Source organism: Billgrantia sp. NRB1 (assembly GCF_056921725.1).
The window spans coordinates 1942439-1961709 of sequence record NZ_CM167783.1; the positions used below are offsets into that span (position 1 = coordinate 1942439).

Sequence of the window (19271 nt, forward strand, 5' to 3'; positions counted from 1 at the left end):
GCCGCCCGGCTGCCAGGGGAGGGGGCGTCAGATCTCCTCCCAGATGCGCTGGCGGAAGTCGTTGGGCAGGTTGGCCACGTGCTGCATCCGCTTCATGTGGTGGTCGGCCATCTCCTTGGCGATGTCATGGTAGCAATCGCGGAGCTTTTCAGGGTCATCGCCGTGGGTGTCGTAGCAGTCGGCCAGGCGCTCGCTGGCCTCGGCCATCGCCTTCAGAAATCGGGCCTCCTGATGCATCACCTCGGAAAAGCTCGCCATCCAGGCCAGCTGCATCCGGGTCATGGGATTAACACCCTGCAGCCACTGCTGGGTCCACCACTCCATCATCGGGTTGGCCGCGTCGAGTGCGGGAGCGTTGCCGGTGTCGGGTTTGCTGTTGGTCATGTCGAGCTCCTGTGCCTCCTGTGTCAGGGTGGCGATCAAGGGGTGTGTATCCACTTACAGTATAGGTCAGCCGGTGTGTCGGGCGGCCCGCCCGGCGCGTGGAAATCCATGCCGTTGATGCACATCAATATGCGGTAGTTTTCCCTGCCGAGGCGGGCTGTGCCATGCTGATGGCTCTATGGCGTAACGTGGGGCTTGGCGATGTGGCGAGTGGTCAAATCGGTGCTGGCGGCCTTCTTCGGGGTGCAAAAGGAGCAGCGGCGCCGTGAGGACTTCGAGCAGGGCAGCCCGGTCGCCTTCATTCTGGTGGGGCTGCTGTTGGCTGCGGGGCTGGTGGCGGTGATAGCCGCCATCGCCATCCTGGTAGCGCGCTGAGGTCGGGCCTGAAGCCTGGCGGCCTCGCCGGCTTCTTAGGCAGCGCCTAGGCTCGCTGCCGGGGGTGGCTGCGTTGATTGCTCCGTTAGCCAGCCTGCCGTCTCCCTCCCCAAGGAGTCGATAACCCCTTCTATACTTTTTCCAAGCAGCGGCTAATGTTCCGTTCAGCCAACGGACGCGCCAACCCTGACCTCGGCCGGCCGCTGATCAAGACAATGACAAGAACGGGAGGCGTCAATGCGCACTCTGCTCGTCCGGATGGCGGGAGGGCTAAGCCTGCTTGGCACCAGCCCGCTGGCCTTGGCCAGCGGCTGGAATATGCCGGTGGGGGTTACCGACCTCAGCAGTGAGATCTACACCCTGCACATGACCATCTTCTGGATCTGCGTGGTCATCGGCGTGATCGTGTTCGGGGTGATGTTCTACTCGCTGTTTCGTTATCGCCACTCCAAGGGCGCCAAGGCCGCCAACTTCCACGAGAATACCACCGTAGAGGTGATCTGGACGGCGATTCCGATGCTGATCCTGATCGGGATGGCGATTCCGGCAACGGCGACGCTCAAGACAATCTATGATGCCTCCGATGCCGAGCTCGATGTCATGGTGACCGGCCAGCAGTTCCGCTGGCGCTATGAGTATCTCGGCGAGGATGTCGCCTTCACGTCCAACCTCAGCACGCCTCGCGCCCAGATTCGCCGCGATGAGGCGTTTGGCGAGAACTACCTGCTGGAAGTCGATGAGCCGCTGGTGCTGCCGATCAATCGCAAGGTGCGCTTTCTGTTCACCGCCGATGACGTGATCCACTCCTGGTGGGTGCCGGAGTTCGCCGTCAAGCAGGACACCATTCCGGGTTTCATCAACGAGAACTGGGTGCGCATCAACGAGCCGGGGATCTACCGCGGGCAGTGTGCGGAGCTGTGCGGTGTGGGGCATGCCTTCATGCCCATCGTGGTGCATGCCATGGAGGAAGACGATTTCGACGCCTGGCTGGCCGAGCGTCAGGAGGCCGCCGCCGAGGAGGCGCTGGGGGTGGATCGTGACTGGGAGCGCGAGGAGCTGATGGAGCGCGGCGAGGGCGTCTATGCCGCCATCTGCGCGACATGCCACCAGGCGGAGGGCGAGGGCTCGCCGCCGGCCTTCCCGGCCCTGGCGGGCAACCAGCGTATGCTCGACGACTTCGACTGGCACGTTGACACCATCATCAACGGCGTGTCCGGCACCGCCATGCCGGCCTTTCGCAGCACGCTCAATCCGGTCGAGCTGGCAGCGGTGATCACCTATACCCGCAACGCCTGGGGCAACGATGCCGATGACGAGATCCAGCCCTCGCAGATTGCCGACATGCTGGGACGCTGACGCGGCCAGGGTCGAGATCACCAGGACAGACACAGAACAATGAGATGGGAGACTTCCGATGGCCCCTAAGGTACCTCCTCAGCCGTCCCTGGAGCACAGCAGTCCGACTGCCGCCGCCGGAGGGCACGCCCACGAGGCGCCGCCCAAGGGCATCATGCGCTGGCTGCTGACCACCAATCACAAGGAGATCGGCAGCCTCTATCTGATCTTCTCGCTGGTGATGTTCTTCATCGGCGGCATCTTCGCGCTGGTGGTGCGCGCCGAGCTGTTCCAGCCCGGCATGCAGCTGATCCAGCCGGAGTTCTTCAACCAGATGACCACCATGCATGGGCTGATCATGGTCTTCGCGGCGGTGATGCCGGCCTTCACCGGCCTGGCCAACTGGATGATCCCGCTGCAGATCGGCGCGCCGGACATGGCGCTGCCGCGGCTCAACAACTTCAGCTTCTGGTTGCTGCCGGTGGCCTTCACCCTGCTGCTGGCGACGATGTTCATGCCCGGCGGCGGGCCCAACTTCGGGTGGACCTTCTACGCGCCGCTTTCCACCACCTATGGGCCACCCTCGACGACCTTCTTCATCCTGGCGCTGCACATCGCCGGGATCAGTTCGATCCTGGGCGCGATCAACATCATTGCCACCATTCTCAACATGCGCGCCCCGGGCATGCGCATGATGGACATGCCGCTGTTCGTCTGGACTTGGCTGATCACCGCCTTCCTGCTGATCGCAGTGATGCCGGTGCTGGCCGGGGTGATCACCATGATGCTCATGGACATCAACTTCGGCACCAGCTTCTTCGATGCCTCCGGTGGCGGCGACCCGGTGCTGTTCCAGCACCTGTTCTGGTTCTTCGGGCATCCCGAGGTGTACATCATGATCCTGCCGGCCTTCGGCATCGTCTCGGCGATCATTCCGACCTTCGCCCGCAAGCCGCTGTTCGGCTACGCCTCCATGGTCTACGCAACCGCGGCCATTGCCGTGCTGTCGTTTCTGGTGTGGGCGCACCACATGTTCGTGGTGGGGCTGCCGCTGGCCGCCACGCTGTTCTTCATGTACGCCACCATGCTGATCGCGGTGCCCACCGGGGTGAAGGTCTTCAACTGGATCACCACCCTGTTTCGCGGCTCGATCAGCTTCGAGCCGCCGATGCTGTTCGCCCTGGCCTTCGTGGTGCTGTTCACCATCGGCGGCTTCTCGGGGCTGATGCTGGCCATCGCCCCGGCCGATTTCCAGTATCACGATACCTATTTCGTGGTGGCACACTTCCACTACGTGCTGGTCCCGGGGGCGGTGTTCGCGATCATGGCGGGGGTCTACTACTGGCTGCCCAAGTGGACCGGCCACTATCCCCATGAGCGCCTCGCCCAGTGGCACTTCTGGCTGTCGGTGATCGGGGTCAACCTGACCTTCTTCCCGATGCACTTCTCCGGGCTGGCCGGTATGCCGCGGCGGATTCCCGACTACGCCCTGCAGTTCGCCGATTTCAACCTGGTGTCGAGCCTGGGCGCCTTCCTGTTCGGCTTCTCCCAGCTGCTGTTCGTCGCGGTGGTGATCCTCTGCGTGCGCGGGGGCAAAAAGGCCCCGGCCCAGGCCTGGGACTACGCCGAGGACCTGGAGTGGACCGTGCCGAGCCCGGCGCCGCTGCATACGTTCGAAACGCCGCCCACCTACCGCCGGCCGGAGCACTGATGCCGGGGCTGTGAGCAGGAGGATGCGATATGAAACGCAGCGACATGGATCAAGAAGCGCAGCGGGGCATACGCCGCACGGTATGGCGCAGCGTGGCCGCCCTGGTCGGGATGTTTGCCTTCGCCTTTGCGCTGGTGCCGCTCTATGACGTGTTTTGCGAGGTCACGGGCATCAACGGCAAGGTGAATACCTCGGCCCAGGCGCTGGTCAAGGAGGAGGTGGATCAGTCGCGCTACGTTACCGTGCAGTTCGTAACGCGAAGTGGTTCTGGGCTGCCCTGGCGGCTGGATGTAGAGACCCGGCAGGTCCGCGTGCATCCGGGGCAGTCCACCGAGGTCAATTTCTCGTTCAATAACCGGAGCAACGGTGAGAGCTGGGGGCGCGCGGTGCCCAGCGTCTCGCCGTCACGGGCCTCGCCGCACCTTCGCAAGGCCAGCTGCTTCTGCTTCGAGGAGCAGCGCCTGGAGGCCGGTGAGCGGCTCGAGCTGCCGCTGGTGTTCCAGCTCAGCCGCGACCTGCCCGCAGACGTCAATACCGTGACCCTGGTGTACACCCTCTACCCGGTGGAGAGAGGCGAGCCAACGCTTCAGGCGAGCGCCAAGGCCCTGGAAGGACTGGAAGGAGATGAGGCATGAGCGGCAGCTACTACGTTCCAGCTACCAGCAAGTGGCCGGTGCTCGGCTCGGTGGCACTCGGCGTCATGATGGTGGGGCTCGGCATGGTGCTGGTCTACGATCGCGGCAGCCTGATCATGCTGGCCGGCATGGTGGCGGTGGTGGCCGTCATGGCGCTATGGTTTCGCGACGTGGTGCACGAGTCGCGCAGCGGTCTCTATGACAGCCAGATGGACCGCTCCTTTCGCTGGGGGATGGGCTGGTTCATCTTCTCCGAGGTGATGTTCTTCGCGGCCTTCTTCGGTGCGCTCTTCTACGTGCGTACCTTCGCCTTGCCCTGGCTGGGCGGTGAAGGGGAGAAGGGCATCAGCGCCCTGCTGTGGCCGGAGTTCACTGCCCACTGGCCGCTGCTCAGCCCGCCCGACCCTTCGGTGCCGGGGCCGGCGCAGGTCTTCAGCCCCTGGCATCTGCCCCTGGTCAACACCCTGATCCTGGTCTCCTCGAGCATCACCTTGACCGTGGCCCACGAGGCCCTGAAGGAGGGGCACCGGCGCGTCTGTCGCAACTGGCTGGCGGGCACGGTGCTGCTGGGGCTCTGTTTCATCGTCATTCAGGGCGTGGAGTACTACGAGGCCTACGCCCACTACGGCATCACGCTGGAGGCGGGCATCTACGGTGCCACCTTCTTTATCCTCACCGGGTTTCACGGGGTTCACGTCATCGTCGGCACCATTATCCTGGCGGTGATGCTGGTGCGCGTGATTCGCCAGCACTTTACGCGAGAGGACCACTTCGGTTTCGAGGCCTCCTGCTGGTACTGGCACTTCGTCGACGTGGTGTGGATCGGCCTGTTCCTCTTCGTCTACGTGTTCTGAGGCGCCGGCCGCGAACAGCCCGAGCTGGTCTGTCAAGGCCGGCGGGGCTAGCCGCCCAGGCTGCCGAAGAAGAAACCGTAGAAAAGCAGGGCAATCAGCAGTGCCGCCAGGCCCACGCGAATTTTCAAGGAGGTCAGCAGGCGGCGGGACTGGGTGCCGTCACGCAGCAGAAAGCCGGCGCCAGCAGCGAGGCTGGCCACCATGGCCAGGAATACCACGGCGATCAGGGTCTTCAAGAGCATGGCACACTCCATGAAAGGTCAGGTGTCAGGGGAGGGTCGAAGGGCGGCCAGCGGCCTGCCGGGCTGGCGACTGGGGCTCTGGTGTGCCCTCTGGTCGCTGCTGGTGGCGCTCGGCCTCGCTCTGGGACTATGGCAGTGGGAGCGGGCCGAGGACAAGCGCGAGTATCTTGCCGCCCTGGAGCGCGCGCCCACCCTGGAGGCTCCCACCGAGTCGCCGCCCAACGGGGCCAGCCTGATCCTGAGCGGTGAACTCCTGGGCGACGAGACCCTGTTTCTGGATAACCGGATCCTCGACGGCCGCCTGGGCGTGGCCGCGCTGACGCCGCTACGCACCGATGACGGACGCCTGTGGCTGATCCAGCGCGGCTTCCTGGAGACCGGGGCGACGCGCGACATGCCCAGCGTGGCCACTCCGGAGGGTCGCGTCACCCTGCAGGGACACTGGCAGCCCGCTGGGGATGCTGGGCCCCTGTATGGGCCCAATCGCGAAGGTCGGCGCCTGCAGCAGATCGACCCCTTGGCCTGGAGCGAGCTGGGCGACTTCGCCCATGCCGGCTGGCTGCATCAGGAAAGCGGGCCCGGCCGGCTCGAGGCGTGGTGGCAGCCCAGCGTGATGCCGCCCAGTCGCCATCTGGGCTATGCCGTACAGTGGTGGGGGCTCGCCCTGGCCGCTCTGGCGGTCATGGTGATCGGCGGGCGCCGCCTGGCCCGCGACCGCCGGGAGAGCCGCCGTCTTGTCTGTTCCGAGGAGAATCCCGCGTGCCCCAGCAAGCCATGAGACCCCGTCGCCCCCTGAACCCTCGCCATCAGCGGCTGAAGCTGATCGCATTGATCGCCATCTTCGCGCTGCCGCTGACGACCGCCTGGGCCATGCTGCAGTGGCGCATCGGCATTCCCGAGCAGCGTACCGCCCACGGCGAGCTCGCCCCGGCGATTCCGTCACTTGCCCACTGGCCGCTCGCCGAGCTCGGTGACGCGGGCGAGGCGGATGTCTGGCTGCTGGCCTTCGACTGTTCCCACGACTGTGCCGCACTTGCCGACCAGTGGTGGCGCCTGCACCGCGCCCTGGGGCGTGAGGCGCCGCGGCTGGGGCGCCTGCGGATCGGCGGCAGCGGCGAGGTGCTGCCGGGAGAGTGGCAAGCGAACTGGCGCGGTCAGCCGCCCGAGTGGCAGTCGCCGGGGCGTGCCTGGCTGCTGGCGCCGGGTGGTGAGGCGCTGCTGACCTATCCGCCTGGGGTGGCGGCGCGTGATGTGCTGGACGACATCAATCATCTGCTGCGCGTGAATCCGGAGAGCCGTGCCCAGCGAGAGCGCCAGGTCAGCCAGCGTTGATCGCGGCAGTTGTGCTTGAACGGAGTCGAGGGGCAAGCTGAGAGCGAGAGACGTGACCGGGCGGATCTGACAAGGAAAAGACAATGCGGATAGCGTCGACGGCAGGGGGCCGTGAATCGATGGGAGAGGCGTTCGCGGCGCGCCTGCGGCTGCTGCTCACCCTGAGCTTGATCGGAGTGGTCTTTACCAGCGTGGTCATCCTGGTGGGGGTCTGGACCCGGCTGGTGGATGCCGGCCTTGGCTGTCCCGACTGGCCCGGCTGCTACGGCCGGCTGGTGGTGCCAGACGCCGAGCGGGCCATGGCGCACAGCCCCGACGCGCCCCTGGAGGTCTTCAAGGCGTGGGTCGAGATGATCCACCGCTACGTGGCCTCGGCCCTGGGGCTGCTGGTCATCGCCCTGCTGGCCCTGGGGGCGAGGCTGCGGCACCGGCCCGGCTACCCCTGGGGGGTGAGCATGGCGCTGCTTGTCGTGATCCTGCTGCAGGGCGCCTTCGGGGCCTTCACGGTGACCCTGAAGCTGTGGCCCCAGGTGGTGACCCTGCACCTGCTGGGCGGGCTTGCCGTGCTGCTGCTATTCCTGTGGCTGCACCTTCGGCTGCGCCGGTTCGCCGCCGGTGACGACGGCCGTGCGCCGCGGCGTCGCCTGACCCCGCTGTGGGGGCTCGCCATGCTGCTGCTCCTCCTCCAGCTGGCGCTGGGCGGCTGGGTGTCGAGCAACTATGCGGGGATCGCCTGTCAGGGCTTTCCCACCTGCAACGGCCAGTGGTGGCCGGCCATGGACTGGAGCGAGGGCTTCCATCTGACCCAGACCGTTGGCCCCAACTATCTGCATGGCCAGCTTCACCATGATGCCCGCGTCGCTATTCACCAGGGGCACCGGCTGGGCGCGGTGGCGCTCGGCCTGGCGCTGCTGGCGCTGGCGGTGCGCTATTGGCGCGAGGCGCGGCTGCGGCCCTGGCTGGGTGGGCTGATGGCCGTCTATGGCCTGCAGTTCGGGCTCGGCGTCGGCAATGTGCTGCTGTGGCTGCCGCTGTGGCTGGCGCTGCTGCATACCGCCGGTGCCGTGGCCCTGGTGCTGCTGCTGGCGCTTGCCGTGTGGCAGTGGCGAGAGTCCGGCATTGGTGTGGAAACCGGTACAACAGAAGCGGATAAGGAGTGGGCGCATGGCTAATGCGGTATGGAAACGGGATCAGCCGAAACGCGCACTGATGCTGCTGGGGGATCAGATGATGGCCGACTGGTCCTGGCAGGACCTGCTGACGCTGTGCAAGCCTCGGGTCGTGGTGGTGATGCTGGTCTGTGCCCTGGTGGGCATGGCGCTGGCCACGCCGCTACTGCCATCCCCGGCCACGGTGGTCTTCGGCCTGGCGGGCATTGGGCTGGCGGCCGGCGGTGCGGCCGCCTTCAATCATGTGGTGGACCGCCGCCTCGATGCGCTGATGCTGCGCACGGCCCGTCGTCCGCTGGCCAGCCAGCGCATGCCCACGCCGCTGGCGCTGGCCTGGGCCACGCTGCTGTCGATCGCCGGTATTGCCCTGCTGATGTGGCAGGTCAATGCGCTGACGGCCTGGCTGACGCTGGGGTCACTGATCGGCTACGCGCTGATCTACACCGCCTTTCTCAAGCGCGCCACGCCCCAGAATATCGTGATCGGCGGGGTGGCCGGTGCTGCGCCGCCGCTGCTCGGCTGGACGGCGGTCACCGGCCAGCTCGGGCCTGAGCCGCTGCTGCTGATGCTGATCGTCTTCGCCTGGACGCCGCCGCACTTCTGGGCCCTGGCGATTCACAAGCGTGACGAGTACGCCCGGGCCGGGGTGCCGATGCTGCCGGTCACTCACGGCGAGGCCTTTACCCGCCTGCAGGTGTGGCTCTACGGCTGGCTGACCGTGGCGGTCACGCTGATGCCCTTCGTCATCGGCATGAGCGGCGTGGTCTACCTGGTGGGGGTCATGGCCCTCAATGCGCGCTTCATGTTCTGGAACTGGAAGGTGTGGCGCGGGCGCGACCCGCGGGCGCCTCTCGCCGCCTTCTGGTTTTCGATCCGCTATATCCTCGGGGTGTTCGGCGTGCTGCTGCTCGATCATTACGCCGGTGCCTGGGCGCTGTGAGCGTTCCTTCGAGCGCGACCGTGCTGCCGGATTGCGAGGCGCTGCGCACCCTTTGCGAGCGCGCCGGCGATGCCATCCTGGCGGTGCGTCGGCAGGGGTGGCATACACACCGCAAGGCCGACGGCAGCCCGGTGACCGAGGCCGACCTCGCCGCCCACCGCTGCCTGGCCGATGGGCTCCCGGCGCTTCTCGACGTTCCACTGCTCTCGGAAGAACAGGCCGCGATTGCCTGGAGCGAGCGCCGCCGATGGCGCTGCTACTGGCTGGTGGATCCCCTGGACGGCACCCGCGAGTTCGTCGACGGCTATGACGACTACACGGTCAACGTGGCGCTGGTGGAGGAAGGCGCGGTGCGCCTGGGGCTGGTACATGCGCCGGCACTGGGGGAGAGCTGGGCGGGCGCTGCCGGCCTTGGCGCCTGGCACTGGGTCGGCGGCACTCGCACGCCCATTGCGGTGCGCCCCGAGCGGCCGCCGAGAATCCTCGCGAGTCGGTCCCACCTGGACGAGGCGACCCGAGAGTGGCTGGCCGGCTACCCTGAGGCGAGCCTGAGGCGCTGTGGCAGTTCGGTGAAGTTCTGCCGTATTGCCGAGGGGCAGGCCGACTTCTACCCGCGCTTTGGTCCCACCTGCGAATGGGACACTGCAGCCGGGCAGGGGGTGCTGGAGGGGGCCGGCGGGGCGGTGATCTCCCTCTCCACGGGACGCCCCTTGCGCTACAACGCGGCGAACAGCCTATTCAATGGCGCCTTCGTGGCGGTTGCCGACCGCTCGCTTATGGCGACCCCCGACGCCGGTAGGCGCTGAGCGTCGATGCGGCGGGGCCGCTTGCGGTACAATCCCTTCCCCCATCCTCTGACAGTCTGGACGTGCCCATGACGACGACGACCGCCCTGATCCTGCTGGCGCTGGGCCTGGCCATCATTGCCGGCCTGGGTGCCTATGCCTATACCCTGTGGCAGGAAGTTCGGCGCCGCGACGCCTGGCGGCAGGACGAGCTGCGCCGAGCCCATGAGAACTGCCTGGAAAATCTCGAAATGGTGGCCGCCGCTCTGCTTCAGGAGCAGGTTGATATTACCGAGGGATCGTGGCGGATCAAGGTGCTGCTGGAAATACTCGATCCGCGCCTGAGCGAGCGCCCCGATTTCCAGCCATTCGGCGACGTTCATGCCCGCACTCGGCATCTTCACACCCACTCGGCGCGCAAGGCGCTGACCCCGCGTGAGCGAATGCGCGAGGATCGCGAGCGGCTCGAGGTAGAGGCGGAGCTGCGCCAGCCGGTGCTCGATGCCGCCCGTGCCGTGCTGGAGTTTCGGCGCGGCTGGCCCGATAGCCTGCACTAGCCTTCCCTGGCTCGGGGGGAGCGGCACCTTCCCCACGCGCGGATCTTTCTGGACTTGTACTCCTTGTTGAGGTTGTATCGTTTTTTGCCTTCCGGCATCCTCTCGGGGCCCGTCTCCGAGTGGCGTTCCGTGGACTGACTGTTGTCCGGTAATGCTTTGAGCGGCGGCGAATAACGCCTACACTTCACTCGCCGGGCCGAAGAATGCCCGGAACTTTCGGGGTCCTCGTCAGCGGATTGCTCGAGAACGAATCAAGAAGGAGTCTTGTATGAAAAGATCTACGACTGGCTTGCTGTTGGGTTCTGCACTGGCTATTGGCCTGTCCGGCTGTGCGACCCCGACGACCGAACCCTCCTCCGACCGTCCCTGGTACCAGCAGCCGGTAGTCTGCGGTATCGCCGGCGGCCTGATCGGTGGCAGCATCGGCTATGCCACCAGCGGCAGCTCCGATGAAGAGCGCAACGCCGCGCGCGGTGGTACCGTGGGCGCGGGTATCGGCGCCATGCTGTGTGCCGACCGCACCCCTGAGCCGGTGGCCGAGCCGGAGCCCGAGCCGATGCCGGAGCCGCCGCCCCCGCCCGCCTTCGAACCGGTGGTGCTCGATAGCGCGGTGACCTTTGCCTTCGACTCCGCCAAGCTGCGGCCCGAGGCGCGCCCGATACTGGACGGCGTCGCCGACACGCTGCGCGAGAATCCCGAGGTGCGCGTGCGCATCGAGGGCCACACCGACTCCATCGGCTCGCCGCAGTACAACGAAGGCCTTTCCCAGCGTCGTGCCGACTCCGTCAGGGCGTACCTGGTCTCCCAGGGGATCGACGAGTCGCGCATGATGACCCGGGGCTACGGCGAAGCGCGTCCGGTCGCCACCAACGAGACCGACGAGGGTCGCGCGCAGAACCGTCGCGTGGAAATCCTCAACTGGGACTGATCCGCGTATCGCGTTCCAGGGTCCGCCGAGCGGACCGAGCACCTCAGGGGCACCTTCGGGTGCCCCTGCTGCGTGTGCGAACGTGGCGGGAGTGGCGCGGCTTTGTTAGGCTAGCAGCCTGTCGGACTTAACGCTGATCTGCTACAAAAGCCGGGCTTTCGGCCAATTTCATCGTTCTGATTCGTTAAATAGCGCGCTATTCGCCTCATCAGCTCGATAAACTTGTCTCGAAATCCGGCTTTCTCGCGACGATCGGTCAAATCCGACAGGCTGCTAGGCGGCTGCCGTGACGCGCGGCGGGGCGGCGTTGCCGCACCCGTATCGTCCAGAGTAGTGGGCGGGCCTCGCCTTCACGCGCCAGTTCTGTACCTGATTCACGCCATCAATCGCGCCATGTGATCCTTGGTATGGATCACCACTGTGCAAAGGACACTTCAATGCCCATCGTGACCCTGCCGGACGGCAGTCAGAGATCCTTCGACGAACCCCTTTCCGTGATGCAGCTGGCCGAATCCATCGGGCCCGGTCTTGCCAAGGCCTGCGTGGCCGGCCGCATCGACGGCGAGCTGGTGGACGCCGCGGACGTCATCGACCATGACGCCGACGTCGCCATCATCACCGCCCGCGACCCGGAAGGCCTGGAGGTCATCCGCCACTCCTGTGCCCACCTGATCGGTCATGCGGTGAAACAGCTCTACCCCGAGGCCAAGATGGCCATCGGGCCGGTGATCGACGATGGCTTCTACTACGATATCGATTTCGGCGAGTCGATCACCCCGGAGGATCTGGAGGCGATCGAGAAGCGCATGAAGGCGCTCATCGACACCGAGTACGACGTGGTGCGTGAGTACGTCGACCGGGACAAGGCGATGCTGACCTTCCTGCACCGCAACGAGCCCTACAAGGAGGAGATCGTCCGCGAGATCCCCGAGGGCGAGACCATCCGCCTCTACCATCACGATGAGTATACCGATATGTGCCGGGGCCCCCACGTGCCCAATACCCGGCACCTCAAGGCCTTCAAGCTCACCAAGCTGGCCGGCGCCTACTGGCGGGGCGACGCCTCCAAGCCGATGCTGACCCGCATCTACGGTACCGCCTGGGGCGACAAGAAGCAGCTCAAGGGCTATCTCAAGCGGCTCGAGGAGGCGGAGAAGCGCGATCATCGCAAACTGGCCAAGCGCATGAACCTCTTCCATCTGCAGGAGGAGGCGCCGGGCATGGTGTTCTGGCACCCCAACGGCTGGACCATGTACCAGGCGCTGGAGCAGTACATGCGCCGCGTGCAGATCGAGCACGGCTACCAGGAGATCAAGACCCCCCAGGTGGTGGACCTGTCGCTGTGGAAGAAGTCCGGCCACTGGGGCCACTACAGCGAGCTGATGTTCATTACGGAGTCCGAGAAGCGCGAGTATGCCATCAAGCCCATGAACTGCCCCTGTCACGTGCAGGTGTTCAACCAGGGCTTGAAAAGCTACCGTGACCTGCCGCTGCGCCTGGCCGAGTTCGGCAGCTGTCATCGCAACGAGCCCTCCGGGGCCCTGCACGGGCTGATGCGGGTGCGCAGCTTTACCCAGGACGATGCGCATATCTTCTGCACCGAGGGGCAGATCCAGGCCGAGGCGGAGGCCTTCATTCGGCTGACCCTGCAGGTCTACCGGGAGATGGGCTTCGAGGACGTGGAGCTCAAGCTCTCGACCCGGCCGGACGACTTCCTGGGCGAGCCGGCGCTCTGGGATCGCGCCGAGGCGGGGCTCGAGGCGGCGCTCAATGCCATCGATCTCGACTGGGAGCTGCAGCCGGGCGAGGGCGCCTTCTACGGGCCCAAGATCGAGTTCTCCCTGCGCGACTGCCTCAACCGGGTCTGGCAGTGCGGTACGCTGCAGCTCGATTTCAACCTGCCTGGTCGTCTAGGGGCGCAGTACGTGGACGAGGACGGGGCGCGCAAGACCCCGGTGATGCTGCACCGGGCGATCCTCGGCTCCTTCGAGCGCTTCCTCGGCATCCTCATCGAGCACTATGCCGGCGCCATGCCGCTGTGGCTGGCCCCCGAGCAGGCGGTGGTGCTGACCATCACCGATGCGCAGCGCGACTTTGCCCTGAAACTGGAGCAGCGTTTGCAGAAAGTTGGCCTTCGCGTCAAGGCGGACTTGAGGAACGAGAAGATCGGCTTTAAAATCCGCGAGCATACGTTGCAGAAGGTCCCCTATCTCCTGGTGGTGGGAGATAAGGAAGTCGAAGCCGATTCGGTGGCAGTGCGGACCCGTACCGGCGACAATCTGGGTACCATGACCGTGGATGCCTTCGTCGACCGGATTCAGGCCGAGCGGCAGTAGCGACATCTTCCAAGGCTAAAGTGGAGACGGAACCATCAAGCGAAGCAACCCAAGAGGGCGCGTCCAGGATAAGCGCCCCCCGATGAACGAGCGCATTACCGAGGATCAGGTTCGCCTGATCGACAGCGACGGCGAGCAGCTGGGCATCGTGCCCACCAGTGAAGCACTGGAGCGCGCCGAAGCGGCCGGAATGGATCTCGTGCAGATTTCCAATGCCGATCCGATCGTTTGCAAGATCATGGATTACGGCAAATTCGTCTTCGAGCAGAAGAAGCAGAAAGCGGCTCAGAAGAAGAAGACGAAGCAAATTCAGGTTAAGGAAGTCAAGTTCCGGCCTGGCACCGACGAGGGCGACTATCAGGTCAAGCTGAAAAACCTGACGCGTTTCCTCGAAGGTGGCGACAAGGGCAAGGTCACGCTGCGGTTTCGCGGCCGTGAAATGGCGCACCAGGACATCGGCCGCAAGCTGATGGAGCGGATCGCCGCGGATCTCGAGGAGATCGGGACCGTGGAGTCCTTCCCCAAGATGGAAGGGCGCCAGATGATCATGATCATTGCCCCCAAGAAGAAGTGATCCGAAGGCCTGTCCAACGGGTGGCCGGCGCAAGCGTCGGCCATCGGCCCCGGATTTTCTGAAAAACCTCGAGCGGAGTTTTCCTCATGCCGAAAATCAAGACCAACAGCGGCGCTGCCAAGCGCTTCAAGAAGACAGGTAACGGCTTCAAGCACAAGCAGTCCTTTCGTAGCCACATCCTGACCAAGAAGTCCACCAAGCGGAAGCGTCAGCTGCGCGGGATGAAGCAGATCCACGACGCCGACAAGGCCCTGGTGCAGCGCATGCTGCCCAACCTCTAAGCCGCTGGTCGACCAACTTTAACGTCAGGAGAATGCCATGACTCGTGTCAAGCGTGGTGTCGTCGCTCGTCGTCGTCACAAGAAGATTCTGAAGCAGGCCAAGGGCTACTACGGTGCCCGTTCGCGCGTCTTCCGCGTCGCCAAGCAGGCCGTCATCAAGGCCGGCCAGTATGCCTATCGCGACCGCCGTCAGCGCAAGCGCCAGTTCCGCGCCCTGTGGATCCAGCGGATCAACGCCGGTGCCCGTCAGCACGGCCTGTCCTACAGCCGCTTCGTCGGCGGCCTGAAAAAGGCTGGGATCGAGATCGATCGCAAGGTGCTGGCCGATCTGGCCGTGAACGAGAAGGCCGCTTTTGCCGCCATCGTCGAGAAGGCCAAGGCTGCCCAGTAAGTGACATCGGCCGATGGTGACGGGCCGGCGCGGTTGGCCGGTCCACTCAGTCGCCATCCTGTCGCAGGGGAAGAGCAGCCGCTCTTCCCCTGTTTTTTTTGGTTCTTCGTACTTTAGCGTGAACATGTTTGGCAGGTTTTATGGTGGGAGGCCGGCTCTGCCGGGCGAAGGCGCCGCAGGCGCCCTTTGGGTAGCGCTGCGCGCTACTTCGCGAGCTAAAGCTCCCTCCCACAGGGCAAGTTCACGCAAGTCTGCGATGAATCGTTTTTTTGTCCCAGGCTGACTTATTTTCGGAGCGCAACGGATGGACCACCTTCCCACACTGGTTGCCGAGGCCCGACACGCCATCCAGGCCGCCGACAGCATGCCGGCCCTCGATGAGCTGCGGGTCCGCTATCTCGGCAAGAAGGGCGAGATCACCGCCCTGCTGAAGGGGCTTGGCAAGCTGCCGGCCAAGGAGCGCCCCGCGGCGGGCGAGCGCATCAACCAGGCTAAACAGGCGCTGGCCGAGGAGCTGGAGGCGCGGCGTCAGTCCATCTCCCGGGCGGCGCTGGAGGCCCGGCTCGCCGCCGAGCGTCTCGACGTGACCCTGCCCGGCCGCGGCCAGCCCAGCGGCGGGCTGCATCCGGTGACCCGCACATTGGAACGCATCGAAGGGCTCTTCACCCGCATCGGCTACGAGGTAGCGGTAGGGCCGGAGATCGAGGACGACTACCACAACTTCGAGGCGCTCAATATTCCCGCCCACCATCCGGCGCGGGGCATGGCCGACACCTTCTACTTCGATGCCACCCGGCTGCTGCGCACCCACACCTCGCCGGTCCAGGTGCGGACCATGAAGGAGCAGGCGCCGCCGATTCGCATCGTCTGCCCCGGTCGCGTCTATCGCAGCGACTCGGATCTGACCCATACGCCGATGTTCCATCAGATCGAGGGCCTGCTGGTGGACGAGGACGTCAGCTTCGCCGACCTCAAGGGCACCATCGAGGATTTCCTCCACGCCTTCTTCGAGCGCGATGATCTCTCGGTGCGCTTCCGTCCCTCCTATTTCCCCTTCACCGAGCCCTCCGCCGAGGTGGATATCCAGTGCGTGATGTGCGGCGGCGAGGGCTGTCGGGTCTGCTCCCACAGCGGCTGGCTGGAGGTGATGGGCTGCGGCATGGTGCATCCCGAGGTGTTCCGCCACTCGGGCATCAATGCCGAGCGCTACACCGGCTTCGCCTTCGGCATGGGGGCCGAACGCCTGGCCATGCTGCGCTACGGGGTCAACGACCTGCGGCTGTTCTTCGACAACGATCTGCGCTTCCTGCGCCAGTTCGCCTGACCACGCGGCCCGACATCAACTTCGGCAGAAAACAGGATTTGTCATGAAATTTTCCGAACAGTGGCTGCGTGACTGGGTCTCGCCGCAGCTGGGTGCCCAGGCGCTGGCCGACCAGATCACCATGGCGGGGCTGGAAGTGGATGCCGTGGAGCCGGTGGCTGCCGCCTTCGAGGGCGTCGTGGTGGCCGAGGTGCTGGAGAAGACCCAGCACCCCGATGCCGACAAGCTCAATGTCTGCCGGGTCGATGATGGCTCCGGCGAGCCCGTCCAGGTGGTGTGTGGCGCGCCCAACGTGGCGGTGGGGCAGAGGGTGCCCTTCGCCCGGGTCGGCGCCGTGCTGCCCGGTGACTTCGCCATCAAGAAGGCCAAGCTGCGCGGTCAGGCGTCCCACGGCATGATCTGCTCGGCTTCGGAGCTGGGCCTGGAGGAGGAGACCTCCCACGGTATTCTCGAGCTGCCGATTGCCGCTCCCGTGGGCGAGGATTTCCGTGCCTGGATGGGGCTCGACGACCACACCATCGAGGTGGACCTGACCCCCAATCGCGGCGACTGCCTGAGCCTGAAAGGGCTGGCCCGCGAGGTCGGGGTGCTCAACCGGCTGACGGTCCAGGGCCCCGAGATCGCCCCGGTGGCCGCCGCCCACGACGAGACCTTCCCGGTGCGCGTCGAGGATGGCGAGCGCTGTCCGCGCTATATCGGCCGCTTGATCAAGGGCGTCGACGTCAGCGCCGCCACGCCGCTGTGGATGGTGGAGCGGCTGCGTCGCAGCGGCATCCGCGCCATCGACCCGGTGGTCGATGTCACCAACTATGTGATGCTCGAGCTGGGGCAGCCGCTGCACGCCTTCGACCGCGCCAATCTGCACGGGGCGGTAGTGGTGCGCCTGGCCCGCAGGGGGGAGCGGCTGGTGTTGCTCGACGGCCAGGAGATCGAGCTGCGCGACGATACCCTGGTGATCGCCGATGAGCGTGGCCCCCTGGCCATCGCCGGGGTGATGGGTGGCGAGCACTCGGGCGTCAGTGCCGAGACCCGGGATATCTTCCTGGAATCGGCGTTCTTCACGCAGCTGGCGGTGGCCGGTCAGGCGCGCACCTACGGCCTGCATACCGATGCCTCCCACCGCTTCGAGCGCGGCGTCGACCCCCAGCTGACCCGCGAGGCCGTGGAGCGGGCCACCGCGCTGCTGCTGGCGATCACCGGCGGCGAGCCGGGGCCGCTGGTCGAAGCGGCGAGTCAGGCCCACCTGCCCGCGCCCCGGCGGGTGACCCTGCGCGCGGCGCGGCTCGAGCAGGCGTTGAGTAAGGCGCTGCCCGCCGATGAGGTGACCGATATCCTGCAGCGGCTGGGCATGCGGGTCAGCGTTGAGGCGCAGGGCTGGCAGGCGGAGGTGCCTAGCTGGCGCTTCGACATCGCCATCGAAGAGGACCTCATCGAGGAGGTGGCGCGTATCCACGGCTACAACCGCCTGCCGGTGCGCCGTCCCGCGGCCCGCCTGGCGCTTCGCCCGGATCACGAGGCGCGCACGCCGCTCTCCCAGCTGCGTCGCCAGCTGGTGGCCCGGGGCTACCAGGAAGCGGTGACCTACAGCTTCGTGGCCCCGGAGCTGCAGCAGGCGCTGCTGCCCGACGCCGTCTCGCCGCGGCTGGCCAACCCGATCTCCAGCGATCTGTCGGTGATGCGGGCGAGCCTCTTCCCGGGCCTGGTGCGGGCGCTGGAGCACAACCTCAACCGTCAGCAGACCCGGGTGCGGCTGTTCGAGACCGGGCTGATCTTCCGCGGCGACCTGGACGATCTGCAGCAGATTCCCATGGTCGGCGCCCTGGTGTGCGGCAGCCGCGAGCCCGAGGGCTGGAGCGGCGACAAGTCGCGAGTGGACTTCTTCGACCTCAAGGGCGATCTGGAGAGCCTGATCGCCATGGGCGGTGAGCCCGACGCCTGGCGCTTCGAGCCCGGGGAGCATCCTGCCCTGCATCCCGGACAGAGCGCGCGGGTGCTCTATCGCGGCGAGCAGGTGGGCTGGATCGGCGCCCTGCATCCCGGGGTGCGGGAGACCCTCGGGCTCAAGAGCGATGCCCTGCTGTTCGAGGTACGCCAGGATGCGCTGCTGCGCGGTCGGCTGCCGGCCTTCACGCCGCTGTCGCGCTTCCCCGAGGTGCGTCGCGACCTGGCCTTCCTGGTGGGCGAGCAGCAGCCGGTCCAGGCGCTACTGGACTGCGTGCAAGCGCAGGCCGGTCAGTGGCTCGAGGCGCTTCGGCTGTTCGATGTCTATCAGGGCAAGGGCGTGCCGGAGGGTCACAAGAGCGTGGCCCTGGGCTTGACCTGGCAGCATCCTTCGCGCACGCTGAATGACGAGGAAATCAATCAGTTGGTCGATGCCATCGTCGCCGAGTCGCGTCAGCACTTGGGTGCCGAGCTGCGCGGCTGAAGCCGGGGAAAGTGAAAAACGCCGGCGGCGGGCTGGACCGCCACCATGAGGGAGACAACATGGGCGCGTTGACCAAAGCGGAGTTGGCCGAGCACCTCCACGCCGAGCTGGGCTTGACCAAGCGGGAAGCCAAGTCGATGGTGGAGGCCTTCTTCGAGGAGATCAGGGCCTGCCTGCGCGAGAACGAGCAGGTCAAGCTGTCTGGTTTCGGCAACTTCGATCTGCGCGATAAGCGCGAGCGGCCGGGCCGCAATCCGAAGACCGGCGAGGAGATCCCGATCTCTGCACGGCGCGTGGTCACCTTTCGTCCCGGCCAGAAGCTGAAGAGCCAGGTCGAGGCCTACGACGGCCCGCCGCCGCGCTGAACGGCGCTGCGTCAGGAGGGGCGTGCCAGCCATCGTGCACGATGGCTGGCACGCCGGGCCGGTAGAAGGGAGGGCGCGTGCCGGGGCGGTGGGGTTAGACCCCGCCGCCACGCTCGATCAGCCAGGTGATCACCACCTTGAACACATAGCCCAGGATGCCGGCGCCGAGCACCACGAACAGCATCAGGGTGCCGAACGTTCCGGCGCGGGACTTGCGTGCCAGGTCCCAGATGATAAAGCCCATGAACAGGATCAGCCCGCCGATCATGATCGGGGTGATCCAGGCTTCGAAGGTTTCCAGCATGTCATCTCCATCAGGTGAAGTCCG

General features: G+C 66.0%; 22 protein-coding genes. 19 read left to right on the plus strand and 3 right to left on the minus strand.

Annotated features, from left to right (window positions below):
* Positions 1 to 27: 27 nt before the first annotated feature.
* Positions 28 to 384, minus strand: a complete 357-nt coding sequence (locus tag ACZIYR_RS08845) for a hypothetical protein (RefSeq protein ID WP_483528932.1) — start codon at positions 382 to 384, stop codon at positions 28 to 30.
* A gap of 201 nt (positions 385 to 585) precedes the next feature.
* Here ACZIYR_RS08845 and ACZIYR_RS08850 point away from each other — a divergent pair, with 201 nt between their 5' ends.
* The 5 genes from ACZIYR_RS08850 (at position 586) to ACZIYR_RS08870 (ending at position 5294) form a co-directional block, all read left to right on the plus strand.
* Positions 586 to 759, plus strand: a complete 174-nt coding sequence (locus ACZIYR_RS08850; protein WP_483528933.1) for a DUF2970 domain-containing protein — start codon at positions 586 to 588, stop codon at positions 757 to 759.
* Positions 760 to 996: 237 nt separating this feature from the next.
* Positions 997 to 2115 (plus strand): cytochrome c oxidase subunit II, encoded by a 1119-nt coding sequence (gene coxB, locus ACZIYR_RS08855; protein ID WP_483528934.1) that lies wholly within the window; start codon positions 997 to 999, stop codon positions 2113 to 2115.
* 58 nt (positions 2116 to 2173) lie between these two features.
* The gene (ctaD, locus tag ACZIYR_RS08860) at positions 2174 to 3805 is read left to right on the plus strand and encodes a cytochrome c oxidase subunit I (RefSeq protein WP_483528935.1); all 1632 of its coding nucleotides are present in this window, start codon (positions 2174 to 2176) and stop codon (positions 3803 to 3805) included.
* A gap of 29 nt (positions 3806 to 3834) precedes the next feature.
* Positions 3835 to 4440, plus strand: coding sequence for a cytochrome c oxidase assembly protein (locus ACZIYR_RS08865; protein WP_483528936.1), 606 nt, complete (start codon positions 3835 to 3837; stop codon positions 4438 to 4440).
* Complete coding sequence (locus tag ACZIYR_RS08870) at positions 4437 to 5294, plus strand: cytochrome c oxidase subunit 3 (protein WP_473033403.1); 858 nt, start codon at positions 4437 to 4439, stop codon at positions 5292 to 5294. Before ACZIYR_RS08865 ends, ACZIYR_RS08870 begins: the two co-directional genes overlap by 4 nt.
* Positions 5295 to 5341: 47 nt before the next feature.
* Here the strand turns inward: ACZIYR_RS08870 and ACZIYR_RS08875 are convergent, their stop codons facing one another.
* The gene (locus tag ACZIYR_RS08875; protein ID WP_483528937.1) at positions 5342 to 5536 is read right to left on the minus strand and encodes a DUF2909 family protein; all 195 of its coding nucleotides are present in this window, start codon (positions 5534 to 5536) and stop codon (positions 5342 to 5344) included.
* A 10-nt stretch (positions 5537 to 5546) separates the two neighbouring features.
* On the opposite strand from ACZIYR_RS08875, the gene ACZIYR_RS08880 reads away from it, so the two are divergent.
* From ACZIYR_RS08880 to ihfA, 14 genes are all read left to right on the plus strand, one after another.
* Positions 5547 to 6314 (plus strand): SURF1 family protein, encoded by a 768-nt coding sequence (locus ACZIYR_RS08880; RefSeq protein WP_483528938.1) that lies wholly within the window; start codon positions 5547 to 5549, stop codon positions 6312 to 6314.
* A complete protein-coding gene (locus tag ACZIYR_RS08885; protein WP_483528939.1) occupies positions 6296 to 6868 on the plus strand; it encodes a hypothetical protein in 573 nt (190 codons plus the stop codon). Before ACZIYR_RS08880 ends, ACZIYR_RS08885 begins: the two co-directional genes overlap by 19 nt.
* Before the next feature lie 119 nt (positions 6869 to 6987).
* The gene (locus ACZIYR_RS08890; protein ID WP_483528940.1) at positions 6988 to 8040 is read left to right on the plus strand and encodes a COX15/CtaA family protein; all 1053 of its coding nucleotides are present in this window, start codon (positions 6988 to 6990) and stop codon (positions 8038 to 8040) included.
* Positions 8041 to 8077: 37 nt separating this feature from the next.
* A complete protein-coding gene (cyoE, locus tag ACZIYR_RS08895; protein ID WP_483529064.1) occupies positions 8078 to 8977 on the plus strand; it encodes a heme o synthase in 900 nt (299 codons plus the stop codon).
* 20 nt (positions 8978 to 8997) lie between these two features.
* Entirely contained in the window at positions 8998 to 9783 is a 786-nt protein-coding gene (gene cysQ / locus ACZIYR_RS08900; RefSeq protein WP_483528941.1) for a 3'(2'),5'-bisphosphate nucleotidase CysQ, read from the plus strand.
* Positions 9784 to 9851: 68 nt separating this feature from the next.
* The gene (locus ACZIYR_RS08905; RefSeq protein ID WP_473033411.1) at positions 9852 to 10319 is read left to right on the plus strand and encodes a DUF2489 domain-containing protein; all 468 of its coding nucleotides are present in this window, start codon (positions 9852 to 9854) and stop codon (positions 10317 to 10319) included.
* A gap of 268 nt (positions 10320 to 10587) precedes the next feature.
* The gene (locus tag ACZIYR_RS08910; RefSeq protein ID WP_483528942.1) at positions 10588 to 11247 is read left to right on the plus strand and encodes an OmpA family protein; all 660 of its coding nucleotides are present in this window, start codon (positions 10588 to 10590) and stop codon (positions 11245 to 11247) included.
* Between the two features lie 437 nt (positions 11248 to 11684).
* On the plus strand, positions 11685 to 13583 hold the full coding sequence (gene thrS / locus ACZIYR_RS08915) for a threonine--tRNA ligase (protein ID WP_483528943.1): 1899 nt from the start codon (positions 11685 to 11687) through the stop codon (positions 13581 to 13583).
* A gap of 34 nt (positions 13584 to 13617) precedes the next feature.
* On the plus strand, positions 13618 to 14157 hold the full coding sequence (infC, locus tag ACZIYR_RS08920; protein WP_309674564.1) for a translation initiation factor IF-3: 540 nt from the start codon (positions 13618 to 13620) through the stop codon (positions 14155 to 14157).
* 86 nt (positions 14158 to 14243) lie between these two features.
* The gene (gene rpmI, locus ACZIYR_RS08925; protein WP_473033414.1) at positions 14244 to 14438 is read left to right on the plus strand and encodes a 50S ribosomal protein L35; all 195 of its coding nucleotides are present in this window, start codon (positions 14244 to 14246) and stop codon (positions 14436 to 14438) included.
* A 37-nt stretch (positions 14439 to 14475) separates the two neighbouring features.
* Positions 14476 to 14829 carry a 50S ribosomal protein L20 gene (rplT, locus tag ACZIYR_RS08930; protein ID WP_013332273.1) on the plus strand — a complete coding sequence of 118 codons (354 nt, stop codon included), beginning with the start codon at positions 14476 to 14478 and terminating at the stop codon, positions 14827 to 14829.
* A 304-nt stretch (positions 14830 to 15133) separates the two neighbouring features.
* Positions 15134 to 16153 carry a phenylalanine--tRNA ligase subunit alpha gene (gene pheS, locus ACZIYR_RS08935; RefSeq protein WP_483528944.1) on the plus strand — a complete coding sequence of 340 codons (1020 nt, stop codon included), beginning with the start codon at positions 15134 to 15136 and terminating at the stop codon, positions 16151 to 16153.
* Between the two features lie 43 nt (positions 16154 to 16196).
* Positions 16197 to 18578, plus strand: coding sequence for a phenylalanine--tRNA ligase subunit beta (pheT, locus tag ACZIYR_RS08940; RefSeq protein WP_483528945.1), 2382 nt, complete (start codon positions 16197 to 16199; stop codon positions 18576 to 18578).
* A gap of 59 nt (positions 18579 to 18637) precedes the next feature.
* Positions 18638 to 18943, plus strand: coding sequence for an integration host factor subunit alpha (gene ihfA / locus ACZIYR_RS08945; RefSeq protein ID WP_473033416.1), 306 nt, complete (start codon positions 18638 to 18640; stop codon positions 18941 to 18943).
* Positions 18944 to 19037: 94 nt separating this feature from the next.
* Here the strand turns inward: ihfA and ACZIYR_RS08950 are convergent, their stop codons facing one another.
* On the minus strand, positions 19038 to 19247 hold the full coding sequence (locus tag ACZIYR_RS08950; protein ID WP_473033417.1) for a DUF2788 domain-containing protein: 210 nt from the start codon (positions 19245 to 19247) through the stop codon (positions 19038 to 19040).
* Positions 19248 to 19271 lie beyond the last annotated feature (24 nt).

What these genes read in the sequence shown, in the direction of transcription:
- ACZIYR_RS08845 (WP_483528932.1), bottom strand. Translation starts at nt 384, where the DNA reads ATGACCAACAGCAAACCCGACACCGGCAACGCTCCCGCACTCGACGCG.
- ACZIYR_RS08850 (WP_483528933.1), top strand. Translation starts at nt 586, where the DNA reads ATGTGGCGAGTGGTCAAATCGGTGCTGGCGGCCTTCTTCGGGGTGCAA.
- coxB (WP_483528934.1), top strand. Translation starts at nt 997, where the DNA reads ATGCGCACTCTGCTCGTCCGGATGGCGGGAGGGCTAAGCCTGCTTGGC.
- ctaD (WP_483528935.1), top strand. Translation starts at nt 2,174, where the DNA reads ATGGCCCCTAAGGTACCTCCTCAGCCGTCCCTGGAGCACAGCAGTCCG.
- ACZIYR_RS08865 (WP_483528936.1), top strand. Translation starts at nt 3,835, where the DNA reads ATGAAACGCAGCGACATGGATCAAGAAGCGCAGCGGGGCATACGCCGC.
- ACZIYR_RS08870 (WP_473033403.1), top strand. Translation starts at nt 4,437, where the DNA reads ATGAGCGGCAGCTACTACGTTCCAGCTACCAGCAAGTGGCCGGTGCTC.
- ACZIYR_RS08875 (WP_483528937.1), bottom strand. Translation starts at nt 5,536, where the DNA reads ATGCTCTTGAAGACCCTGATCGCCGTGGTATTCCTGGCCATGGTGGCC.
- ACZIYR_RS08880 (WP_483528938.1), top strand. Translation starts at nt 5,547, where the DNA reads ATGAAAGGTCAGGTGTCAGGGGAGGGTCGAAGGGCGGCCAGCGGCCTG.
- ACZIYR_RS08890 (WP_483528940.1), top strand. Translation starts at nt 6,988, where the DNA reads ATGGGAGAGGCGTTCGCGGCGCGCCTGCGGCTGCTGCTCACCCTGAGC.
- cyoE (WP_483529064.1), top strand. Translation starts at nt 8,078, where the DNA reads ATGCTGCTGGGGGATCAGATGATGGCCGACTGGTCCTGGCAGGACCTG.
- ACZIYR_RS08905 (WP_473033411.1), top strand. Translation starts at nt 9,852, where the DNA reads ATGACGACGACGACCGCCCTGATCCTGCTGGCGCTGGGCCTGGCCATC.
- ACZIYR_RS08910 (WP_483528942.1), top strand. Translation starts at nt 10,588, where the DNA reads ATGAAAAGATCTACGACTGGCTTGCTGTTGGGTTCTGCACTGGCTATT.
- thrS (WP_483528943.1), top strand. Translation starts at nt 11,685, where the DNA reads ATGCCCATCGTGACCCTGCCGGACGGCAGTCAGAGATCCTTCGACGAA.
- rpmI (WP_473033414.1), top strand. Translation starts at nt 14,244, where the DNA reads ATGCCGAAAATCAAGACCAACAGCGGCGCTGCCAAGCGCTTCAAGAAG.
- rplT (WP_013332273.1), top strand. Translation starts at nt 14,476, where the DNA reads ATGACTCGTGTCAAGCGTGGTGTCGTCGCTCGTCGTCGTCACAAGAAG.
- pheS (WP_483528944.1), top strand. Translation starts at nt 15,134, where the DNA reads ATGGACCACCTTCCCACACTGGTTGCCGAGGCCCGACACGCCATCCAG.
- pheT (WP_483528945.1), top strand. Translation starts at nt 16,197, where the DNA reads ATGAAATTTTCCGAACAGTGGCTGCGTGACTGGGTCTCGCCGCAGCTG.
- ihfA (WP_473033416.1), top strand. Translation starts at nt 18,638, where the DNA reads ATGGGCGCGTTGACCAAAGCGGAGTTGGCCGAGCACCTCCACGCCGAG.
- ACZIYR_RS08950 (WP_473033417.1), bottom strand. Translation starts at nt 19,247, where the DNA reads ATGCTGGAAACCTTCGAAGCCTGGATCACCCCGATCATGATCGGCGGG.